Annotated in this window: 19 protein-coding genes; 17 read left to right on the top strand and 2 right to left on the bottom strand. The window is 37.6% G+C overall.

Translation table 11 applies throughout. The features are described from left to right. Positions 1-10 precede the first annotated feature (10 nt). Complete coding sequence (locus BM350_RS05580; RefSeq protein ID WP_090916482.1) at positions 11-703, top strand: ABC transporter permease; 693 nt, start codon at positions 11-13, stop codon at positions 701-703. 215 nt (positions 704-918) lie between these two features. Further along, positions 919-1,077, top strand: coding sequence for a hypothetical protein (locus BM350_RS26795; protein ID WP_090916484.1), 159 nt, complete (start codon positions 919-921; stop codon positions 1,075-1,077). A 117-nt stretch (positions 1,078-1,194) separates the two neighbouring features. On the opposite strand, the gene BM350_RS05570 is transcribed toward BM350_RS26795, so the two are convergent. Then, positions 1,195-1,653, bottom strand: coding sequence for an NUDIX hydrolase (locus BM350_RS05570; RefSeq protein WP_090916485.1), 459 nt, complete (start codon positions 1,651-1,653; stop codon positions 1,195-1,197). Positions 1,654-1,787: 134 nt separating this feature from the next. Beyond that, the gene (locus BM350_RS05565) at positions 1,788-2,291 is read right to left on the bottom strand and encodes a DinB family protein (RefSeq protein WP_090916487.1); all 504 of its coding nucleotides are present in this window, start codon (positions 2,289-2,291) and stop codon (positions 1,788-1,790) included. 364 nt (positions 2,292-2,655) lie between these two features. Here BM350_RS05565 and BM350_RS27420 point away from each other — a divergent pair, with 364 nt between their 5' ends. The 15 genes from BM350_RS27420 (at position 2,656) to BM350_RS05490 (ending at position 17,606) form a co-directional block, all read left to right on the top strand. Next, positions 2,656-2,898, top strand: coding sequence for a hypothetical protein (locus BM350_RS27420; RefSeq protein ID WP_244547936.1), 243 nt, complete (start codon positions 2,656-2,658; stop codon positions 2,896-2,898). 474 nt (positions 2,899-3,372) lie between these two features. After that, positions 3,373-5,058, top strand: coding sequence for a long-chain-fatty-acid--CoA ligase (locus BM350_RS05555; RefSeq protein ID WP_090916489.1), 1,686 nt, complete (start codon positions 3,373-3,375; stop codon positions 5,056-5,058). Positions 5,059-5,121: 63 nt separating this feature from the next. Then, positions 5,122-5,754: a TetR/AcrR family transcriptional regulator gene (locus tag BM350_RS05550; RefSeq protein WP_090916491.1), complete on the top strand. Its 633-nt coding sequence runs from the start codon at positions 5,122-5,124 to the stop codon at positions 5,752-5,754. A gap of 16 nt (positions 5,755-5,770) precedes the next feature. Further along, positions 5,771-6,544, top strand: a complete 774-nt coding sequence (locus tag BM350_RS05545) for an enoyl-CoA hydratase (protein ID WP_090916493.1) — start codon at positions 5,771-5,773, stop codon at positions 6,542-6,544. 78 nt (positions 6,545-6,622) lie between these two features. Further along, entirely contained in the window at positions 6,623-7,396 is a 774-nt protein-coding gene (gene etfB / locus BM350_RS05540) for an electron transfer flavoprotein subunit beta (RefSeq protein ID WP_090916495.1), read from the top strand. Positions 7,397-7,427: 31 nt separating this feature from the next. Beyond that, positions 7,428-8,405 carry an electron transfer flavoprotein subunit alpha/FixB family protein gene (locus BM350_RS05535; RefSeq protein WP_090916497.1) on the top strand — a complete coding sequence of 326 codons (978 nt, stop codon included), beginning with the start codon at positions 7,428-7,430 and terminating at the stop codon, positions 8,403-8,405. 210 nt (positions 8,406-8,615) lie between these two features. Beyond that, a complete protein-coding gene (gene trxA / locus BM350_RS05530) occupies positions 8,616-8,930 on the top strand; it encodes a thioredoxin (RefSeq protein WP_090916499.1) in 315 nt (104 codons plus the stop codon). A gap of 168 nt (positions 8,931-9,098) precedes the next feature. Further along, positions 9,099-10,271, top strand: coding sequence for a hypothetical protein (locus BM350_RS05525; RefSeq protein WP_090916501.1), 1,173 nt, complete (start codon positions 9,099-9,101; stop codon positions 10,269-10,271). Between the two features lie 86 nt (positions 10,272-10,357). Next, the gene (locus tag BM350_RS05520) at positions 10,358-11,305 is read left to right on the top strand and encodes an SDR family NAD(P)-dependent oxidoreductase (protein WP_090916503.1); all 948 of its coding nucleotides are present in this window, start codon (positions 10,358-10,360) and stop codon (positions 11,303-11,305) included. A gap of 16 nt (positions 11,306-11,321) precedes the next feature. Beyond that, entirely contained in the window at positions 11,322-12,200 is an 879-nt protein-coding gene (locus BM350_RS05515; protein WP_090916524.1) for a lysylphosphatidylglycerol synthase transmembrane domain-containing protein, read from the top strand. Further along, on the top strand, positions 12,188-13,660 hold the full coding sequence (locus tag BM350_RS05510; protein ID WP_139207681.1) for an alkaline phosphatase family protein: 1,473 nt from the start codon (positions 12,188-12,190) through the stop codon (positions 13,658-13,660). The genes BM350_RS05515 and BM350_RS05510 overlap by 13 nt, the downstream gene beginning before the upstream one ends. Then, positions 13,660-14,406, top strand: coding sequence for a glycosyltransferase family 2 protein (locus BM350_RS05505; RefSeq protein ID WP_090916505.1), 747 nt, complete (start codon positions 13,660-13,662; stop codon positions 14,404-14,406). The genes BM350_RS05510 and BM350_RS05505 overlap by 1 nt, the downstream gene beginning before the upstream one ends. A gap of 63 nt (positions 14,407-14,469) precedes the next feature. Beyond that, on the top strand, positions 14,470-15,225 hold the full coding sequence (locus tag BM350_RS05500; protein WP_090916507.1) for a hypothetical protein: 756 nt from the start codon (positions 14,470-14,472) through the stop codon (positions 15,223-15,225). 18 nt (positions 15,226-15,243) lie between these two features. Further along, complete coding sequence (locus tag BM350_RS05495) at positions 15,244-16,149, top strand: FTR1 family iron permease (RefSeq protein WP_090916510.1); 906 nt, start codon at positions 15,244-15,246, stop codon at positions 16,147-16,149. A 47-nt stretch (positions 16,150-16,196) separates the two neighbouring features. Further along, positions 16,197-17,606, top strand: a complete 1,410-nt coding sequence (locus BM350_RS05490) for a glycosyltransferase family 39 protein (RefSeq protein WP_090916526.1) — start codon at positions 16,197-16,199, stop codon at positions 17,604-17,606. Positions 17,607-17,611 lie beyond the last annotated feature (5 nt).

Genomic DNA, 17,611 nt, shown 5'->3' with positions numbered 1-17,611 from the left:
GGAGGCCATTATGCTACATCTCACGAAGCTAGAAATGAAAAAGTTTAGAATTGGCTGGTATGTAAAAGGAGCGTTTCTTGCTAACATCATCATTACGGCCGTATTCATTTCCATGAACTATATCCAGGAAGTGGAAAATGATGTAATTATGACGAATGCTGAGGAGGCTTTTTTATTGATAGGGGCAATGGTGCGGGCAACATTTATTGTGTTTGCAGCAGTATTACTTGCGCAATTAGTTATTGAAGAATATAAAAATAAGACAATCATACTTATGTTCTCTTATCCGGTCAAGCGGAAGAAACTCATTGCTAGTAAATTATGTATTGTAGCTATACTCACATGTATAACAATTTTGTTATCTAACATAGTTGTTACAGGTGCTGTCTTTTTTTTACATGGATATTTTTCGTTTATATCATACTCTATCACTTTTACTGACTGGATGAAGCAGACCATTAATATGATTCCATTTGCAATCGCTGCTGCAGGTACAAGTTTAATTCCACTATATTTCGGGATGCGTAAGTATTCTGTTCCTGTCACAATTGTATCATCATTGTTTGTCGTTTCATTTGCTTGTTCTTATAATCCAGGGTTCTCAATGGTCATGACTATTCCCATTCAGTTCGCCCTTGCAGCTGTTGGAATTCTAATTGCCTACTTGGCAATTAGAGACATTGAGAAAGAGGATGCGATTTAGCTTTACAAATAAAAGATATATATACAAGTTAAAAGAGTAATATAAACCCCCTTTGTTTAGAGGAAGATGAGAGCATCTGGCCGCGTGTAGAAGCGGTCAGGGCCCTTTTTTGCCACATGCGAGGTTTAAAACAAAGGAAGAAAGTAAGTTGTGGTCATGCTGTATTTTTCATAGCATCGACTTATATGTCGAAAATCTATTTAGGGGGGATGATTATGGATTTACTTGTACTTAATTTAGTAGGTGGGCTTATAGCGCTTTTAATAGGGGGAGTCTTATATTACAGAAATCCAGAGCAGAAGTTTTATTTACTGTTAATCGTGATAGGGGTACTAGACATAGTTATAGCTGGAATTAGAATGCTTTTAACATAGGTAATGATAACTGGCGGTCACAATTCTAAGAAAAGCGAAATCACCTGAGTTCGATTGAATATCGAACTCAGGTGATTTCGTAACCATATAGGTCTTTTGTCTACTTGATAGGAAAAATTAATTCTTTATTTTCATAAGTTCCAACAAATCATCAAAAACTTCTTGTTGATTTTGCCATAGTTCAGGCAAGTTATCTAAGGGGAAAAATTGTAGCTGTAAGCTTTCTTCGTTATCAGTATGTAATGTTCCTTGAAAATCTCTACAAATATAAACTAACTTCACTAAGGCAACTTGATCACCGTTAGATAGCGTTCTTTCGTATTTCTTTCCAGAATACACATTAAAGAATTCAAGCTTACCTAATTGTAAACCAGTTTCTTCAAACACTTCTCTCCTTGCTGTATCTTCAACTGTCTCGCCAAATTCCATAAATCCGCCAGGCTGTCCCCACTTGCCGTTATCAGACCGTAATTGCAGAAGCACTTCATTCTTTTCATTCAATACAAAACAACCTGCGACCACCATAATTACTTTTTCATGTCCAACCATATTTCGTAAATAACTTATATAATCCATGTGTTTCAGCTCCAATATTCATTTACATCCATTATAAATGATAGCAAAGAAATTTGTTTTGTTCTTGTAGAATGATAAATAAAAATGAGGTTCCTCAAAAAAGAGGAACCTCGTTTTTATTTCGTAAGCAAATATTACATCTTCGGAGCTTCCATTCCAGCTAGAGCCCACTCTTCTTTCGCCGGTCCGTAAATACCAGGAACTTTTAATCCCGCTTGGCGCATGAGGACTGTCATTTGCCCGCGGTGGTGGTTTTGATGATTAATGACAGTCATTAAAAAGATTGAATTTGGCATTGGTTTTCCGAAGAAATCATTTATTTTCGCTAAATCTTGATCTGTCCATTGTGTCTGTAATGCTTTAGTAAATGCTTCATTCATTTGACGATAGCTGTCCGCGATATATTGTGCTGAAGTTGGAACGGGGTAATCTTTCGTTTCTCCTTCGAATTTTAAACCTGTTCTTGATGTTATGACAGGAATAGCTGTCACAATATGCCACGCAATGCGTCCTAACGTCCAGTTATCCGGTGTAATTTCTTGTGTCAGTGATTCATCAGTTAGCATATCTAATACTCTTTGGGTTGAATCTGCTTCGTATTTCCACGCCTTTAAAAAACCTTCTACAGTTTGGAACATAGAAAGACCTCCTATGGTTAGATTCAAATGGTAAATTCGTGAAAGTTTTGTAGTTTCCTTCTAGTATTTAAATTTACGAGAGATTTTTATTAGAGTTACAGAAAGATATATGTATAGAAGGAGTTATATATAAATTAAAAAACGACATAAAAACCCCTTTCTTTTAAGGGGGACGAGAGCAACTGGCCGCATAGAAGCGGTCATGTTGTATTCTGCATAGCAGCGACTTATATGTCGAAAAATTAAAATGGCTTTATATAGTATTTGAAAAAAATTCTATAAAATGCAACCATTTGAATCTCTATATAGTCTAATAGGCGTACAAAAATATATACGTATATAAATCTTTTAAAGGAGCAGCTATATGGAGTTACTCTTAAAGCGAGCGCAAAAGGGTGATGAAGAAGCCTTTATTGAGGCAATTGATATCAAATATGTTCCTCAACAAAAACTGGAATCGTTAAAAATTTCTTCTGCTGAATTGTTGCCAACAGGGATGAATATCACGTTTGAATTTGATTCTGTAGAGGATGTTGAAAAGAGAAAACAAATATTCAAGACAATTGATAGTATTACGTTAGTTGATCATAAAGGAAAAGCACACTAATCAACACGGAAGGGATATTCAAAAGCTTTAAATAATGGGAAGCTCATTAAGGTAAAAACATTTGATATTACTTCTTTTGATGAAGTAGGAGATCTCAAAGTGATTTTGAAAGATGAGAATGGAAAAGATATTGAGATTAATTTGAAGAAAGAATAATTGATAAAGAGAGAAGACTTTTGTTAAGAAAGTCTTCTTTTTTGTTTGTCCTTGTCTTTATTAACAAAAATGAATTCATCACCAATAATTTTGAGTTACATTTTCGTTATTAACGGGAGTTATTACACTTGTATGTTGGAGAATATTTGTAGGGTGGTAATAGGTTTGTAATAGTCTGAATATTATAATTGTAACAAGGCGATCCCTATACTATAATGAAAATAAGCAACATGAATACACATTCATTTATGCTAGAACGGGCGTGCCGTTAAAACGGGGGAGATATGCTTTTAAAAAGTAGAGAAGGGGGAGTTAAAAGTGGAAAAACCATGGCTGCAAAGTTATCCAAAGGAAATTCCGCACACGATTTCCTTTGATATGAAGCCTCTTCATATGTATTTGCAGGAAGCTGCTTCACAATATCCAGAAAAGAAAGCGCTTCATTTTCTAGGGAAAGATATTACGTATGCAGAGTTAGATCGTAAAGTCAGGCAATTTGCTAATTATCTTCGTAAACTTGGGTTGGAAAAAGGGGACCGAGTTGCGATTATGCTGCCAAACTGCCCGCAAGGTGTTATCGGTTATTACGGAACACTATTAGCTGGCGGTGTTGTCGTGCAAACGAATCCGCTTTATACAGAAAGAGAGCTTGAATACCAACTTCATGATTCAGGCGCGAAAATTATTCTTTGCCTCGATATAGTGTTTCCGAAAGTCAGCAATGTTCAGTCCTCAACGAATATTGAGCATGTCATTGTTACACGCATCGCAGATTATTTACCATTTCCGAAAAATTTATTGTATCCATTTGTACAAAAGAAGCAAACGAACCTCGTTGTTCATGTAAAAGAAAGTGAGAATATTCACGTTTGGAAGTCTATTGAACGTGCAGAGGATGCAGCGGTAGATGTGCCGTGTGATCCAGAAGAAGATTTGGCTCTCCTGCAATATACAGGCGGGACGACAGGATTTCCAAAGGGCGTTATGCTTACTCATAAAAATCTCGTGTCCAATACAAGGATGGGAATGCATTGGCTTTATAATTGCAGGGCAGGTGAAGAGGTTCTTCTCGGTGTATTGCCGTTTTTTCATGTATACGGGATGACAGCTGTTATGAATTTATCGATTATGCAAGCATATAAAATGGTTCTTGTTCCGAAATTTGATATTAAAATGGTATTAGAGGCGATTAAAAAACATCGCGTTACATTATTTCCTGGAGCCCCGACTATTTATATTGCGCTATTAAACTATCCTGAGCTTCATAAATATGATGTTTCTTCTATTAGTGCATGTATTAGTGGATCAGCTGCTCTTCCAGTTGAAGTGCAAGAACAGTTTGAAAGTGTGACAGGTGGAAAGCTTGTAGAAGGATACGGTTTAACAGAATCGTCCCCAGTTACACATGGTAATTTTTTATGGACAAAGCGAGTGCCTGGAAGTATTGGTGTGCCGTGGCCAAGTACAGATGCGCGTATTCTGTCACTAGAAACAGGTGAACCGCTGCCGGTAGGTGAGGTTGGCGAAATTGTTGTGAAAGGCCCGCAAGTGATGAAAGGCTACTGGAATAAGCCGGAGGAAACAGCAGCGGTGCTGAAAGATGGATGGCTGTATACAGGTGATGTCGGATATATGGATGAAAACGGCTTCTTTTATGTGAAAGATCGGAAGAAAGATATGATAGTGGCAAGTGGATTTAACGTATATCCGCGTGAAGTAGAAGAAGTATTATATGAGCATGAAAAGGTGCAAGAAGTGATTGTTCTTGGTGTGCCTGATCCGTATCGCGGTGAAACGGTAAAAGCGTTCGTTGTTGTGAAAGATGGTGTAACATGTTCAGAAAAAGAGTTAAATGCGTTTGCTCGCAAATATTTAGCAGCGTATAAGGTGCCGAGAGTATATGAGTTTCGAAAAGAATTACCGAAAACAACTGTTGGTAAGATTTTGCGTCGTGTGCTTGTTGAGGAAGAATTGCAAAAGCAAGGTGATGAGCAAACGGGCTAATGCCCTTTCTTTTTTTGAGTGAATAGCATTGACAATATTTAAAATAGTCAGTATTATTGAAATGTGAATGAATCATCATTCAGTCATCTTCTTGAAGGGGATAGTACTGTGAAAAAGAATCGACCTAAATATAATCAAATTATTGATGCAGCGGTGATTGTCATCGCAGAAAATGGATACCACCAAGCCCAAGTTTCCAAAATAGCAAAACAAGCTGGTGTTGCCGATGGAACGATATATTTATATTTCAAAAATAAAGAAGATATATTAATATCCTTATTTCAGGAGAAGATGGGAGAATTTATCGAAACAATTCGGCAAAAAACAGCAGGAATCGAAAGCGCTGTAGAGAAGTTATTTATGTTGGTAGAAACACACTTCTCTTTACTTTCGCAAAATGATTCTCTTGCTATCGTTACGCAACTAGAACTTCGCCAATCCAACCAAGACTTACGCTTCAAAATTAATGAAGTGCTGAAAGGGTACTTGCAAGTCATTGATGAAATTTTAGAAACTGGCATCAGGCAAGGAGAATTTCGTACGGATTTAAATGTCCGCGTGGCAAGACAAATGATTTTCGGAACAGTAGATGAAGTTGTCACCAACTGGGTAATGAGCGATCATAAATATGATTTGGTCGCAATTTCGAAAACGGTGCATGAGCTATTAGTAGCAGCTTGTGGTTACCGCAATTAATGGGGAGGGAGTACATTTGAATTTCCTATCTGTAACGGTGGAGGATTATATAGCAATTGTAAAGATTAATCATCCGCCAGCAAATGCGATGTCTTCACAAGTTATTAGTGAAGTTGGTGAACTGCTTGATGCAGTGGAAGCGGATGAGAATGTGCGCGTTGTCCTTGTTCATGGGGAAGGCCGCTTTTTCTCAGCAGGAGCGGATATTAAAGAGTTCACTTCTGTTGAAGAAGCAAAAGAGGCAACAAAATTGTCGCAACATGGACAAGTGATATTTGAACGTGTTGAAAAATTTACAAAGCCAATTATTGCGGCGATTCACGGCGCAGCGCTTGGCGGTGGATTAGAATTTGCGATGTCTTGCCATATGCGCTTTGTAAGTGAAACTGCAAAAATCGGTTTGCCAGAGCTAACGCTAGGATTGATCCCAGGATTTGCGGGGACGCAGCGCTTACCGCGTTATGTTGGGAAAGCGAAAGCTTGTGAAATGATGTTAACAAGCGATCCGATTTCAGGTGTGGAAGCAGCTGAGATTGGGCTTGCAAACCGGGCATTCCCTGAAAAAGTATTGTTAGAAGAGGCGCTGAAGGTAGCGAAAAAGATTGCTGGAAAAAGCGCAGCATCTGTCCGTGCTGTATTAGAACTTCTCCAAACAACGAAGTCTTCTCATTATTATGAAGGAGTACAACGTGAGGCGCAGATATTTGGTGAAGTGTTCACAAGCGCAGATGGAAGAGAAGGTGTAGCAGCGTTTTTAGAAAAACGTAAACCTTCTTTTAGTGGCAGGTAGTTCTCTATTTTTTTAATATAAATTAACAGAATATTATAATTAACCAAATTTTCCTTAAAAAACAAGGGGGTAAATAGAATGAACATCTACGTACTCATGAAACGAACATTTGATACAGAAGAAAAAATCACAATTAAAAACGGTGCAATTTACGATGGCGAAGCAGAATTCATCATCAACCCTTACGATGAATATGCGATTGAAGAAGCAATTCAAGTAAGAGATGCACATGGCGGTGAAGTTACAGTCGTTACTGTTGGCGGTGAAGATAGTGAAAAAGAACTTCGTACGGCATTAGCGATGGGCTGTGATAAAGCGGTATTGATCAACATTGAAGATGATGTTGAAAATGGCGATCAATATACAACAGCAAAAGTGCTTGCTGAGTACTTAAAAGAGAAGGATGTTGACTTAATTTTAGCTGGTAACGTAGCGATTGATGGTGCATCTGGACAAGTTGGACCACGTGTAGCGGAAGCGCTGAATATCCCATATGTAACAACAATTACAAAACTTGAAATTGACGGTACAAACGTGAAAATCGAGCGTGATGTAGAAGGGGATACAGAAGTAATTGAAACATCGTTACCTCTTTTAGCAACAGCACAGCAAGGTTTAAATGAACCGCGTTATCCATCGCTTCCAGGTATTATGAAAGCGAAGAAAAAGCCGCTAGAAACTTTAGAACTAGATGACTTAGATTTAGATGAAGATGATGTAGAAGCGAAAACAAAAACGATTGAAATCTATTTACCTCCTAAGAAAGATGCTGGAAAAGTGTTACAAGGCGAACTGCAAGATCAAGTAAAAGAACTTGTATCGTTATTGCATACAGAAGCGAAAGTAGTTTAAAAAATACTAGGATATACAGGAGGGAAAACATATGGCTCGTAAAGTATTAGTAATGGGAGAAGTTCGTGACGGTTCTTTACGTAACGTTTCATTTGAGGCAGTAGCAGCCGCAAAAACAATTGCAGAAGGCGGAGAAGTGGTCGGTCTTTTATTAGGTGAAAGCGTCGCTTCATTTGCACAAGAACTCATTTCTTACGGTGCAGATCGCGTTGTGACAGTTGAAAGCGATAAATTAGCTTCGTATACGTCTGATGGATATGCGCAAGCATTTCTAGCGGTGTATGAAGAAGAAAAACCAGAAGGAATTGTTTTTGGACATACGGCATTAGGAAAGGATTTATCACCAAAACTTGCAGCGAAATTAGAGGCAGGCCTTGTTTCTGACGTGACAGCGTTAGAAGTGGCTGGTGGTAATGTTGTGTTCACACGTCCAATTTATTCTGGTAAAGCATTTGAGCAGAAGGTTGTAACAGATGGTGTCTTATTTGCGACAATTCGTCCAAATAACATTGCACCGCTTGAAAAAGATGAAGCGCGTACAGGCGATGTTTCCTCTATGACAGTCGATGTAAAAGATTTACGTACAGTGATTAAAGAAGTTGTCCGTAAAACAGCAGAAGGCGTAGACCTTTCCGAAGCAAAAGTAATTATTGCAGGCGGACGTGGTGTGAAAAGTGAAGATGGTTTCAAGCCGTTAAAAGAATTAGCAGATGTGCTTGGCGGAGCAGTCGGTGCGTCTCGCGGAGCTTGTGATGCAGAGTATTGCGATTATTCACTGCAAATTGGGCAAACAGGTAAAGTTGTAACGCCAGATTTATATATTGCATGTGGTATTTCTGGTGCGATTCAGCATTTAGCTGGTATGTCTAACTCAAAGATTATCGTAGCAATTAACAAAGATCCGGAAGCGAATATTTTTAAAGTAGCTGACTATGGCATCGTTGGTGACTTATTTGAAGTATTACCGCTTCTAACAGAAGAATTTAAAAAGTTAAAAGTACATTCTTAAGTTGCGGATAATGAGTTCCTAGTAAGTAATTACCCCTATATAAATAAGGAAAAGCGAGAGGTCCCCTGCTTCTCGCTTTTTCACTCAGAAGAAAATTCTCTAGTATAAAGGTCGATTTATTTGTTAAAATACTTAACGATACATATTATTCGCCACGTATATAAGATAATGATATACTTTGGTTAGAAAGTTTATAAAGGAGGAAATAATATGGCAATTGTAAACGTAACTGACCAAACTTTCGCAGCTGAAGCAAGCGAAGGTCTTGTATTAGTAGATTTTTGGGCACCTTGGTGCGGCCCTTGTAAAATGATTGCTCCTGTATTAGAAGAAATCGATGCAGAGTTAGGCGATAAAGTAAAGGTAGTAAAAGTAGATGTGGATGAAAACCAAGAAACAGCTCGTAAATTCGAAGTAATGAGCATCCCAGCTCTTTTCGTATTAAAAGACGGTAAAGTGGTTGATCAAGCATTAGGTTACAAGCCGAAAGAAGCGTTAGCTGAATTAGTATCTAAACACTTCTAATTCCCAAAGCCCAGCAGATGATGCTGGGCTTTTTATATTGGTTAAAATTACCTTGTGTAAATAAGACAACGGATACAAAAATGTTGTTGACACTTGTCACCCCTACTTTTATAATCAAGCTATCAATAATGAAAATCACTATCAATGAGTTTTAGGGGGACGTAAGCCATGACGTTAAAATTAAAAGTATTATCTGCAGCAGCGGTAACAACTTTACTTTTTGCAGGTTGTGCGAAAGAGGAAACGAAAAAGTCTGAAGCACAAGAGAAGAAGACAGAACAAACTGCGAAAAAAGAAGAAACAAAACAACAAGAAGCAGATTTTGTACAAGCTTACAAAGATGGAATAGCGGAGCTTGACAAAGCGAAAGACGGCAAAGAGGTTGACTTTGATAAGGTAACAAAGTTATATAAAGAAAAATTACAATCTCTTGTTCAAAAACGTGATGGTGAATTTAGTGAGCAAATTGATCCAACAATTACAGCAGCATTAGAAGCAGGGAAAAAGAAAGAAATGGAACCAATGGTTGTAAGACAACTATTTGATAAATTAATGCAAAAAGAATTCTTCCAATCTATGCGCCATGATTTCAAAGAAATTGATACAAAATGGGGCAGAAAAGATGATGTGAAAAAAGAAATGGAAGAAGCGCTTGCGTTTTATAAAGGTGTAGAAGGTACAGTTGGAAAGCGTGATACGGCATACGGTACACAAATGGCTTCTACGATTAAAGGCGGCTTTGATGAAATGAACGCAGCAATTGATAAAGGCGACAAACTTGCGTTTTCTCTAGGCAAGCAAGTTGTAGATAAAACGTTAATGAAAACATTCTACTTTGCAACGGGCGCTGAGCCGCACGGTTATGCTACAAAAATGGTAGAAGAAGCAAAGAAAGATGAGAAAAAAGCTAAAGTTGAGCAAGCTGAGGGATGGGCATTTTATCAAGCTGTCTATCCATATGTAAAAAAAGCAGCTCCTGAAGAAGCAGAATTTATCTTAAAGCAATTTGATTTAAAAACAGATGTAAAAACAGTTGATGCAAAAGCGGTAAATAAAGCGTTTGTACGTGGATTCGCAAAAGTTGCATTAGGTGAGTATAAAGAGAGCCAAGAAAACTTCGGAAAAGACAAAGGTCCTGTTACAGCATTAGAAGGTGCATTGTTCATTAACATGATTGAAAATGATTTAAAAACGGTGCTTGGCGAGCAGCAAACAGCAGAGTTAACAAAAACAGCACAATCTTATTTAGACGCAGTAAAAGCGAAAAAGAAAGAAGAAGCAGACAAGTTATTGCCGCAAATTGAATCCACGTTAAATAAAGTTGTGGAAACAGCGAAATAAAACCGAAACGTCTATATTCTTTTGAAGAAACCTTGCCTTGACAAGGTTTCTTCTTTTGCATAGGGTGATAGAAGGTGGTGAACGAAATGAAAGTATTAATTACTGGAGGAGCGGGTTTTATCGGAAGTCACCTTGCGTTGAAATTATTAGAGCAAGGTAAACAAGTTGTGCTTCTTGATAATTTTCACTCTTATTATGCGAAGTCTAGAAAACTTTTTCAATTAGAACAAGTCCAAAAAGTTGGGAACGTTCCATTTTATGAATGTGATATTTTACAAAAAGATGATGTGAAAGCTGTGATGCAGCAAGAGAAAATCGATGCGGTGATTCATTTAGCCGGCTTTCCAGGTGTAAGACCATCGCTTGAAATACCAGGTGCTTACATTGATATTAATATAAAAGGGACAAGCAACGTATTAACATGTGCCGGCGAAGAAAATGTGAAGCATGTTATTTTTGCATCGTCTTCTTCTGTATATGGAGAGCAGGCAGGGATGCCGTTGCGAGAGGAAATGGCAAACGGTCGTGTTCTTTCACCGTATGCTGCATCCAAATACGGAGCAGAATCTCTTTGTCATGCGTATCAATATATGTACGGATTTCAAATGAATATTTTACGGTTCTTTACTGTATATGGACCGTGGGGACGTCCGGATATGGCAATTGCAAGCTTCATTCGAAAATTATTAAACGAGGAAGAAATTGTTGTGTACGGAACAGGTACAGGTCGTGATTATACGTATATCGATGATATTACAGAAGGAATCGCTCTTACATTACAATCAAATCATAGTGATGTATATAATCTGGGGTCTAACGCGCCTATTTTAATGACAGAATTACTCGCGCAGTTAGAAACACATTTCCCGTTTATGCGTATAAGGAGAGAAGCGCATAGAAAAGGGGACGTAACATCAACGTGGGCAGATATTTCAAAAGCGCAAGAACAACTTGGATATAGGCCGCGTGTATCTTTTGCAGAAGGGTTGGAACGAACCGTTGCGTGGGCGAAACAATATTCGGATATTGTTTAATATTTGCGGTGTTTTTTTGCTATGTATCTTTTTTCTTTTGTCATGGCGATCGTTTGAAGTATCCTCATTATGGAAACATCTTCAAGATTTATGGAGACAGCCGTACACAATTATGCTTCTCGTTATGATGTACAGCATCGCTTTTTTATTTCGTGCATATGCATGGAAATTATATCTTCATCATCGCATTACGATGAAAGAGGCATTATATGGACTGTTGTATAGTTTATTTATTAATCATGTTTCTCCGCTAAAAGTAGGAGATGCTGTTCGCATTGCGACGATTACAAAAGAGAAGAAAGTAACATTAGGAGAAGCGGCGCAATCTGTCGTTGTACTTCGTATACTAGATCTGTTTATTCTCGGTCTGTTTGGGGCAGCGGGTATGTTACTATTATGGAGAAGTATTTTACTTAATGTTCCTGTTATTCTAACGTGTGTATGTATAGGAAGCGTGATGTTATTTCTCTTATATAAGAAAGTACCTCAATTTGCAGAAAAGCAGTGGAAGCAACTGAAAGAGTCACTATTTACTCTACAAGGCGGAATGATTCTCTTTCTTATTATGCTGAGCTGGATTTGCGAGGCATTTGTAATTTATGAAATCGCTAAGCCTTTATCATTTGTGCAAGCCGTTTGGGTAAATAGCGTGACCATTGCTGGACAAGTGTTTCAACTAACACCAGGCGGAATTGGTACGTATGAGACCGTTATGACATTAGCATTGCAAGCAGTAGGAACCATGCAATCTGATGCCTACCAATGGTCGTTAATGAGTCATGGTTTTAAATTTATATTTTCTTATGGTGTGGGCGTAATATTATTACTATTATATCCGATGGAATTACGCTCATTTTTCAGTCAGAAGGGAGAAAAAATTCGTTGGAAGAAGTAAAGAAAGCGTCAAAATTTGAAAAAGTAGCGGCACGCTGTTGGAACCTACTAAATGAAGGGAAACCATTTACACCGATTTTTGTATTCGGTACATTTTTGTTGTTTTCTATTTCACAGTTTGGACAACCGGGTTTTATTCCTGCCTTTTTTAGTAGTTTTTTATTCATTGTTCCGCTACTCGTTTTATATTATTTGTTTGATTTTCCATTGTTTTTACGAAATTACTTATGGCTACCGTTCGTTGTCTATTTAATCGTCTTTAAAACGGTACACATACCGTTACTATTATTTGCATTAGGATTATATTTTTTCTTTACAATCTTATTTTGGGGAACGTTATATTATCATTTGCGCATTGGAACGTCTTGGCTAAACTTTACACGTTTTTGGAAACTCGTGTTAAAGAACAGTGATTCTACAAGTGGAAATGCCCAGGAGCAAATGCCAAAGTTTTTACTATTGTTATCGCTTTGGTATTATTATTATCTTTTCTTCCAAGAAGGCGGTACGCTAGGTGCAGTAGATTGGAAAACAATTATTATGTTTTATGGTGCTCTTGCACTATATACAATTATCCTGCATCGTAATTTATTTGATTGGCAGCCAAAAGCAATTCCAACTTATACGGAAAATATGCCTGAAAATAAAGAAGCACTGAATGAAAAAGTAGTTGTCATTGTTATTGACGGCATGCGTAAAGATCGTTTTGAAGCAGCGCATACACCGTATTTAGATTCTCTTCGAAAAAAAGGGACGGAGTTTTTAAACATGGAAACGGTGTATCCAGCTCGTACTGTTGTATGTTTCTCCTCTATGTTTACAGGGACGTATTCGTTTGAGCATGGCATTAAATCGAACATGGTTTGGAAACACGGTGTGAACGTAGAAAGTATTTTTGATTCGCTTCGGAAAATAGACAAAACAGGAAAAATGCTAGCCGTTGCGCATTTAGTCGATGCGTTTGGTGAAGATGTAGAAACATTTACAGCTGTGATGAAAAATGATGTTGTGGATGGAAAGATTATGGAGAAGGCGAAACAAATTATGGATGAACAAGACCCAGATCTTTTTATTGTACAACTCATTTCAACAGATCAAACGGGACATAGCCGCGGTGTATTATATGATGAGTATTTACAAAAAATTTATGAAGCAGACCAGCATGTGAAACATTTTATCGAGCATTTAGAGAAAACAGGAAAAGCAGAGAATACGACGTTTATCATTTGTGCTGATCATGGACAGGCAGATGGAATTGGCGGTCATGGCCATTTAGATGAGGGAGAACGTTTTGTGCCATTTTTTATGTACGGTCCCCATATTAAACAAGGTGTGAAAATAGAAGAGAAGAAAAGCCTCGTTTCTATGGCACCGACACTTGCTTATTTATTAGGTGCACCGTATCCATCACATAGCCGTGGTCCTGTGTTAGTGGAAGCGTTAAAGGAGCAGGAAAAGTAATGAAAGTGATTGTATTTATACCAGCCCTAAATGAAGAAGAATCCATTGCGCATGTTATTCGAAAAGTACCGCGTCATTTTCATCCGAGTGTAACAGTAGAAGTTCTTATCATTGATGACGGTTCAACAGACAGAACGGTAGAAGTTGCAAAAGAAGCAGGAGCAGATCATATCGTTTCATTTGCAAAAAATGGCGGTTTAGGTGCAGCTGTTCGAGCAGGCCTCAAGGAGAGCTATCGACTGGGAGCTGATATTAGTGTGATGATTGATGCGGATGATGAATATCCAGCAGATGAAATTCCGAATATATTGCAGCCCATTTTGGAAGGAAAAGCAGATTATACAATGGGATCACGTTTTCGCGGTACCATTAGCGGTATGAAACTGCATAGACGGCTTGGAAACTATTGTTTTACGATGCTGCAATGTATATTGCTACGTAAATGGATTCGTGATGGTCAATCAGGGATGCGTGCTTTTTCACGGCAAGCGATGGAGCACGGGGAAATTGTGCATGATTACAATTATGCACAAGTGATTACACTAAATTTAGTGCGAAAAGGATTTCGAGTTCAGGAAGTACCGATTACGTATAAAGTGCGTGAAACAGGGGAGTCGTTTATTTCGTTTCGTAAGTATATGACGCGCGTTTTTCCCGCAATTTGGAAAGAGATGAGACGCCCGGTAGAGAAAGTTATAATTGATTATGAAGCGCATGTATTAGCAAGAGAAAAGAAATGCTCATAGTGAGTATTTCTTTTCTTGACATTGAAAGTGATAATTATTATCATCTCTTTAGGAGGAACGTTTATGAAAAAAATAATTACTTCATTATTTGTTGGTGTTTTTTTACTATTCTCGATACATACAAGTGCATTTGCTTATTCGTACGGAAATCCGAACGAGGAAAAGGTTGCAGAGGCATATAAGCAAATGGTCGCGAAGTTAGATGAAAATCCGCCAAACTTTACAGAAGCAAAGAAAGCATATGAAAATGTGCAGACAGAAATTGATCAGCACATGGGAAAAGAACCAACTAAAGCAATTATGAACGATTTTGATAAGAAAAATAAAGAAGATCTTATTGCTGATATGCAAAAAATTCTTGCTCTTAATATTAATCGTCGTTTAACAAATGTTGATGAACAATTTAAAGATTATGATACAAGTAAACGTTTATTAGCAAAAGCATTTGCAACATATGAAGCGTTATCACCAGTTGTTGCACAGCATAATAAAGAGTTAGATACAATTTTAAAAGATGAATTTAACAAAGCATTAGAATCACTTGGAAATCCAGGCTTATTTGGAGTAGGACAAAAGGAAGCAAATCAAGATGCTTTCAAAAAAAGTAAAGATGTTATTTTAACAAGTTTACAAAAAGAATTTAAAATTAAAGATTTCAGAGTTGGCCATTTTGATGCGAGCGGAAAAGAAGAAGCTTCAAAAAGCGCAGGCAAAACAGAATGGACAGATTTAAGCAAATTGAAAAACTGGGCTCCACTTGTTGTTATAGTACTTATACTTGTTGGAGTTATTGTATACGCAATGCGAAAACGTAAGTAAGAATGAGGAGGAAGAGCGATGCAATTACAGGCATTTCTTATTACATTTCGTGAAGTATTAGAAGCATTGCTCATTGTTGGGATTATTACTACGTATTTAAAGCGTACGGATAATAAGCAGTTTGTGAAATACGTTTGGTTAGGAGCAGGCCTTGCGGTTGTAGCAAGTTATATTGTTGCTCTTGTCTTCCAAGTTGTGTTTACTGGCTTTGCCGCAATGGGAAGTGAGATGTATTTAAAGATATCGATTATGTTCATTTCCGTTATTTTGCTTACACAAATGGTATTTTGGATGGCAGAACATAGCAAAAATATAAAAGGCACTATGGAAAGTAAAATGAGTCATTATATTACAACTGGAAACGTAATTGGAATGGTCGTACACTCCTTTCTTGTTGTGCTACGAGAAGGCGTTGAAACAGTGTTCTTCTTTGCTGCGATTACAGGCGGAAATATTGAAGCAGCAATGCAAGGGTGGGGAGCAATTACAGGAGTTCTTGTTGCAGTTCTTGTCAGCTACTTTTTCTTTAAAGGAACGATGCGTATTTCACTAAAAGTATTCTTTAGAGTAACGGGAGTATTTATTGTCTTCATTGCAGCGGGACTTCTTGTACAAGGTATTTCCATACTTCAAGATTTAAAAATACTTGGCAGTGTGATGCCGCACGTATACGATATTACGTGGCTGCTTCCAGAGCATCCGATTGACTATGATCATTATTTGCGTGATCACGGTATTGCGCCGCTTCTTTCCGGTGATATCGGTATTTTCTTAAAAGCATTTTTAGGATATTCTTCGATGCCATCACTTGAAGAAATCCTTGCATATATCGGTTATTTTGTTGTCCTTTATATGTTAATTGTTTTTAAAAAACCTGTTAAAAAAAAGAAAACTGAAGTCGAAGCAAATAAATCAGTAAGCTAAAAGTACAAGGAATATTCCTTGTGCTTTTTTTGCAGAAAGGAAATAAGATGAACCGAGTATTACGTATATGGGCAATTATTCTGTTTTCAAGTGCGATTGTTATTCGTTTTTTTTATGCAAGTCCGTTTGCTGCCTCGTGGGATGAAGTAGACTTTTCGCTTGCGCTAAAACAATATGATATATTAGCGATGCAACCTCATTTCCCGGGTTATCCGTTTTTTATTTTAGGGGGAATGATGACGCACCTTTTTATAGAAAGTCCTGTGCAATCGTTAGGGATTTTTAATGCGATTATGGCACTGACTGCGGCTTTTCCAATGTATTGGATGGCACGTCATTATGTAAGTAAACCGAGTGCTCTTATTGTTGTAGCTGCACTGCAAACGAGCGGTTATTTTTCCATTTTAGTAACACAGCCAATGTCAGAGGGAGCAGCATTAGCAGTGCTATGGTGGTATTTGTGGAGTGTAGAGCGTGCATTTCGCACGAATGAATTTCGAGCTCAATTTTGGCCAGTCATTTTCTTCGCGGTATTGATGGGAATACGTGTATCATATGCACCGTTTGGAATCGCGCTTATTGTACTAGTATGGCAGCAGTGGCATGAAGAAAAATGGCGATTTATTATCATATGCTGTACAGCTGTTCTTTCTCAGCTTGTATGGATTGGAGCACTTATTTGGAATATCGGCGGTGTAGAGGGACTATGGAAAATTTCGTTTGGATTTGTAGAAGGTCATTTTACAGAATGGGGCGGTGCTGTTACAGAAACGAGTGAGCCGCTTATATCACGTCTGTTTCGTTTGCTTTCCGAGAATATTGGATTTGCAGGGATAGGTGTCCATTCGTATGTTCTTACAAGTTTCTTTCTTTTCTTTTTGCTTCTATTTGTTTTACAATGGAAGAACATACGTTGCTATCCGAAATTATTAATCGCGCTTGGCATTGTATATTTTGTGTGGAATTTACTTGGACAAAATATTGATAAACCGCGTCACTCTTATCCAATTGTAGCAATAGTACTGTGCGTACTTGCTATTTCATGGTTAAAAAGACATAGCGGAATTTTATTGCTGTTATTTGCAACGTTTCAACTTGTTATTAGTATACCGCTTATGCAAGAACAAAAAGAAGCTGTACCTGCAACGTATCAGTTGGCGTCGTATTTACAAGAAAAACAGCAGCCGTTCATCGTATATACATGGGAAGAGACACGGATTATGGAATATTTGCATGTGCCATATGAACATAAACGCTTTTACACATATGACTATTTTTTACAAGATAAAAAATATCATAAGGATGATACAATATACGTTACGAATCATTTAATTGAAGGGTTTCAAAAACAAGGAATCGATATAAAAGGACAGGTAGAAGAAGTTGCCGTCTTTCGTTCTAACCCGTTATTTGATCCTGTTTATAATAAAATAATTTTATACGAGTGGAAGAAGTAAGAAAG

The organism is Bacillus sp. 103mf (assembly GCF_900116295.1).
Taxonomy (GTDB): domain Bacteria; phylum Bacillota; class Bacilli; order Bacillales; family Bacillaceae_G; genus Bacillus_A; species Bacillus_A bruguierae.
The sequence above is the reverse complement of the archived record's forward strand: the minus strand, read 5'-3'. Positions and strand labels throughout refer to the sequence as shown.

What these genes read in the sequence shown, in the direction of transcription:
- BM350_RS05580 (WP_090916482.1), top strand. Translation starts at nt 11, where the DNA reads ATGCTACATCTCACGAAGCTAGAAATGAAAAAGTTTAGAATTGGCTGG.
- BM350_RS26795 (WP_090916484.1), top strand. Translation starts at nt 919, where the DNA reads ATGGATTTACTTGTACTTAATTTAGTAGGTGGGCTTATAGCGCTTTTA.
- BM350_RS05570 (WP_090916485.1), bottom strand. Translation starts at nt 1,653, where the DNA reads ATGGATTATATAAGTTATTTACGAAATATGGTTGGACATGAAAAAGTA.
- BM350_RS05565 (WP_090916487.1), bottom strand. Translation starts at nt 2,291, where the DNA reads ATGTTCCAAACTGTAGAAGGTTTTTTAAAGGCGTGGAAATACGAAGCA.
- BM350_RS27420 (WP_244547936.1), top strand. Translation starts at nt 2,656, where the DNA reads ATGGAGTTACTCTTAAAGCGAGCGCAAAAGGGTGATGAAGAAGCCTTT.
- etfB (WP_090916495.1), top strand. Translation starts at nt 6,623, where the DNA reads ATGAACATCTACGTACTCATGAAACGAACATTTGATACAGAAGAAAAA.
- BM350_RS05535 (WP_090916497.1), top strand. Translation starts at nt 7,428, where the DNA reads ATGGCTCGTAAAGTATTAGTAATGGGAGAAGTTCGTGACGGTTCTTTA.
- trxA (WP_090916499.1), top strand. Translation starts at nt 8,616, where the DNA reads ATGGCAATTGTAAACGTAACTGACCAAACTTTCGCAGCTGAAGCAAGC.
- BM350_RS05525 (WP_090916501.1), top strand. Translation starts at nt 9,099, where the DNA reads ATGACGTTAAAATTAAAAGTATTATCTGCAGCAGCGGTAACAACTTTA.
- BM350_RS05520 (WP_090916503.1), top strand. Translation starts at nt 10,358, where the DNA reads ATGAAAGTATTAATTACTGGAGGAGCGGGTTTTATCGGAAGTCACCTT.
- BM350_RS05505 (WP_090916505.1), top strand. Translation starts at nt 13,660, where the DNA reads ATGAAAGTGATTGTATTTATACCAGCCCTAAATGAAGAAGAATCCATT.
- BM350_RS05500 (WP_090916507.1), top strand. Translation starts at nt 14,470, where the DNA reads ATGAAAAAAATAATTACTTCATTATTTGTTGGTGTTTTTTTACTATTC.
- BM350_RS05495 (WP_090916510.1), top strand. Translation starts at nt 15,244, where the DNA reads ATGCAATTACAGGCATTTCTTATTACATTTCGTGAAGTATTAGAAGCA.
- BM350_RS05490 (WP_090916526.1), top strand. Translation starts at nt 16,197, where the DNA reads ATGAACCGAGTATTACGTATATGGGCAATTATTCTGTTTTCAAGTGCG.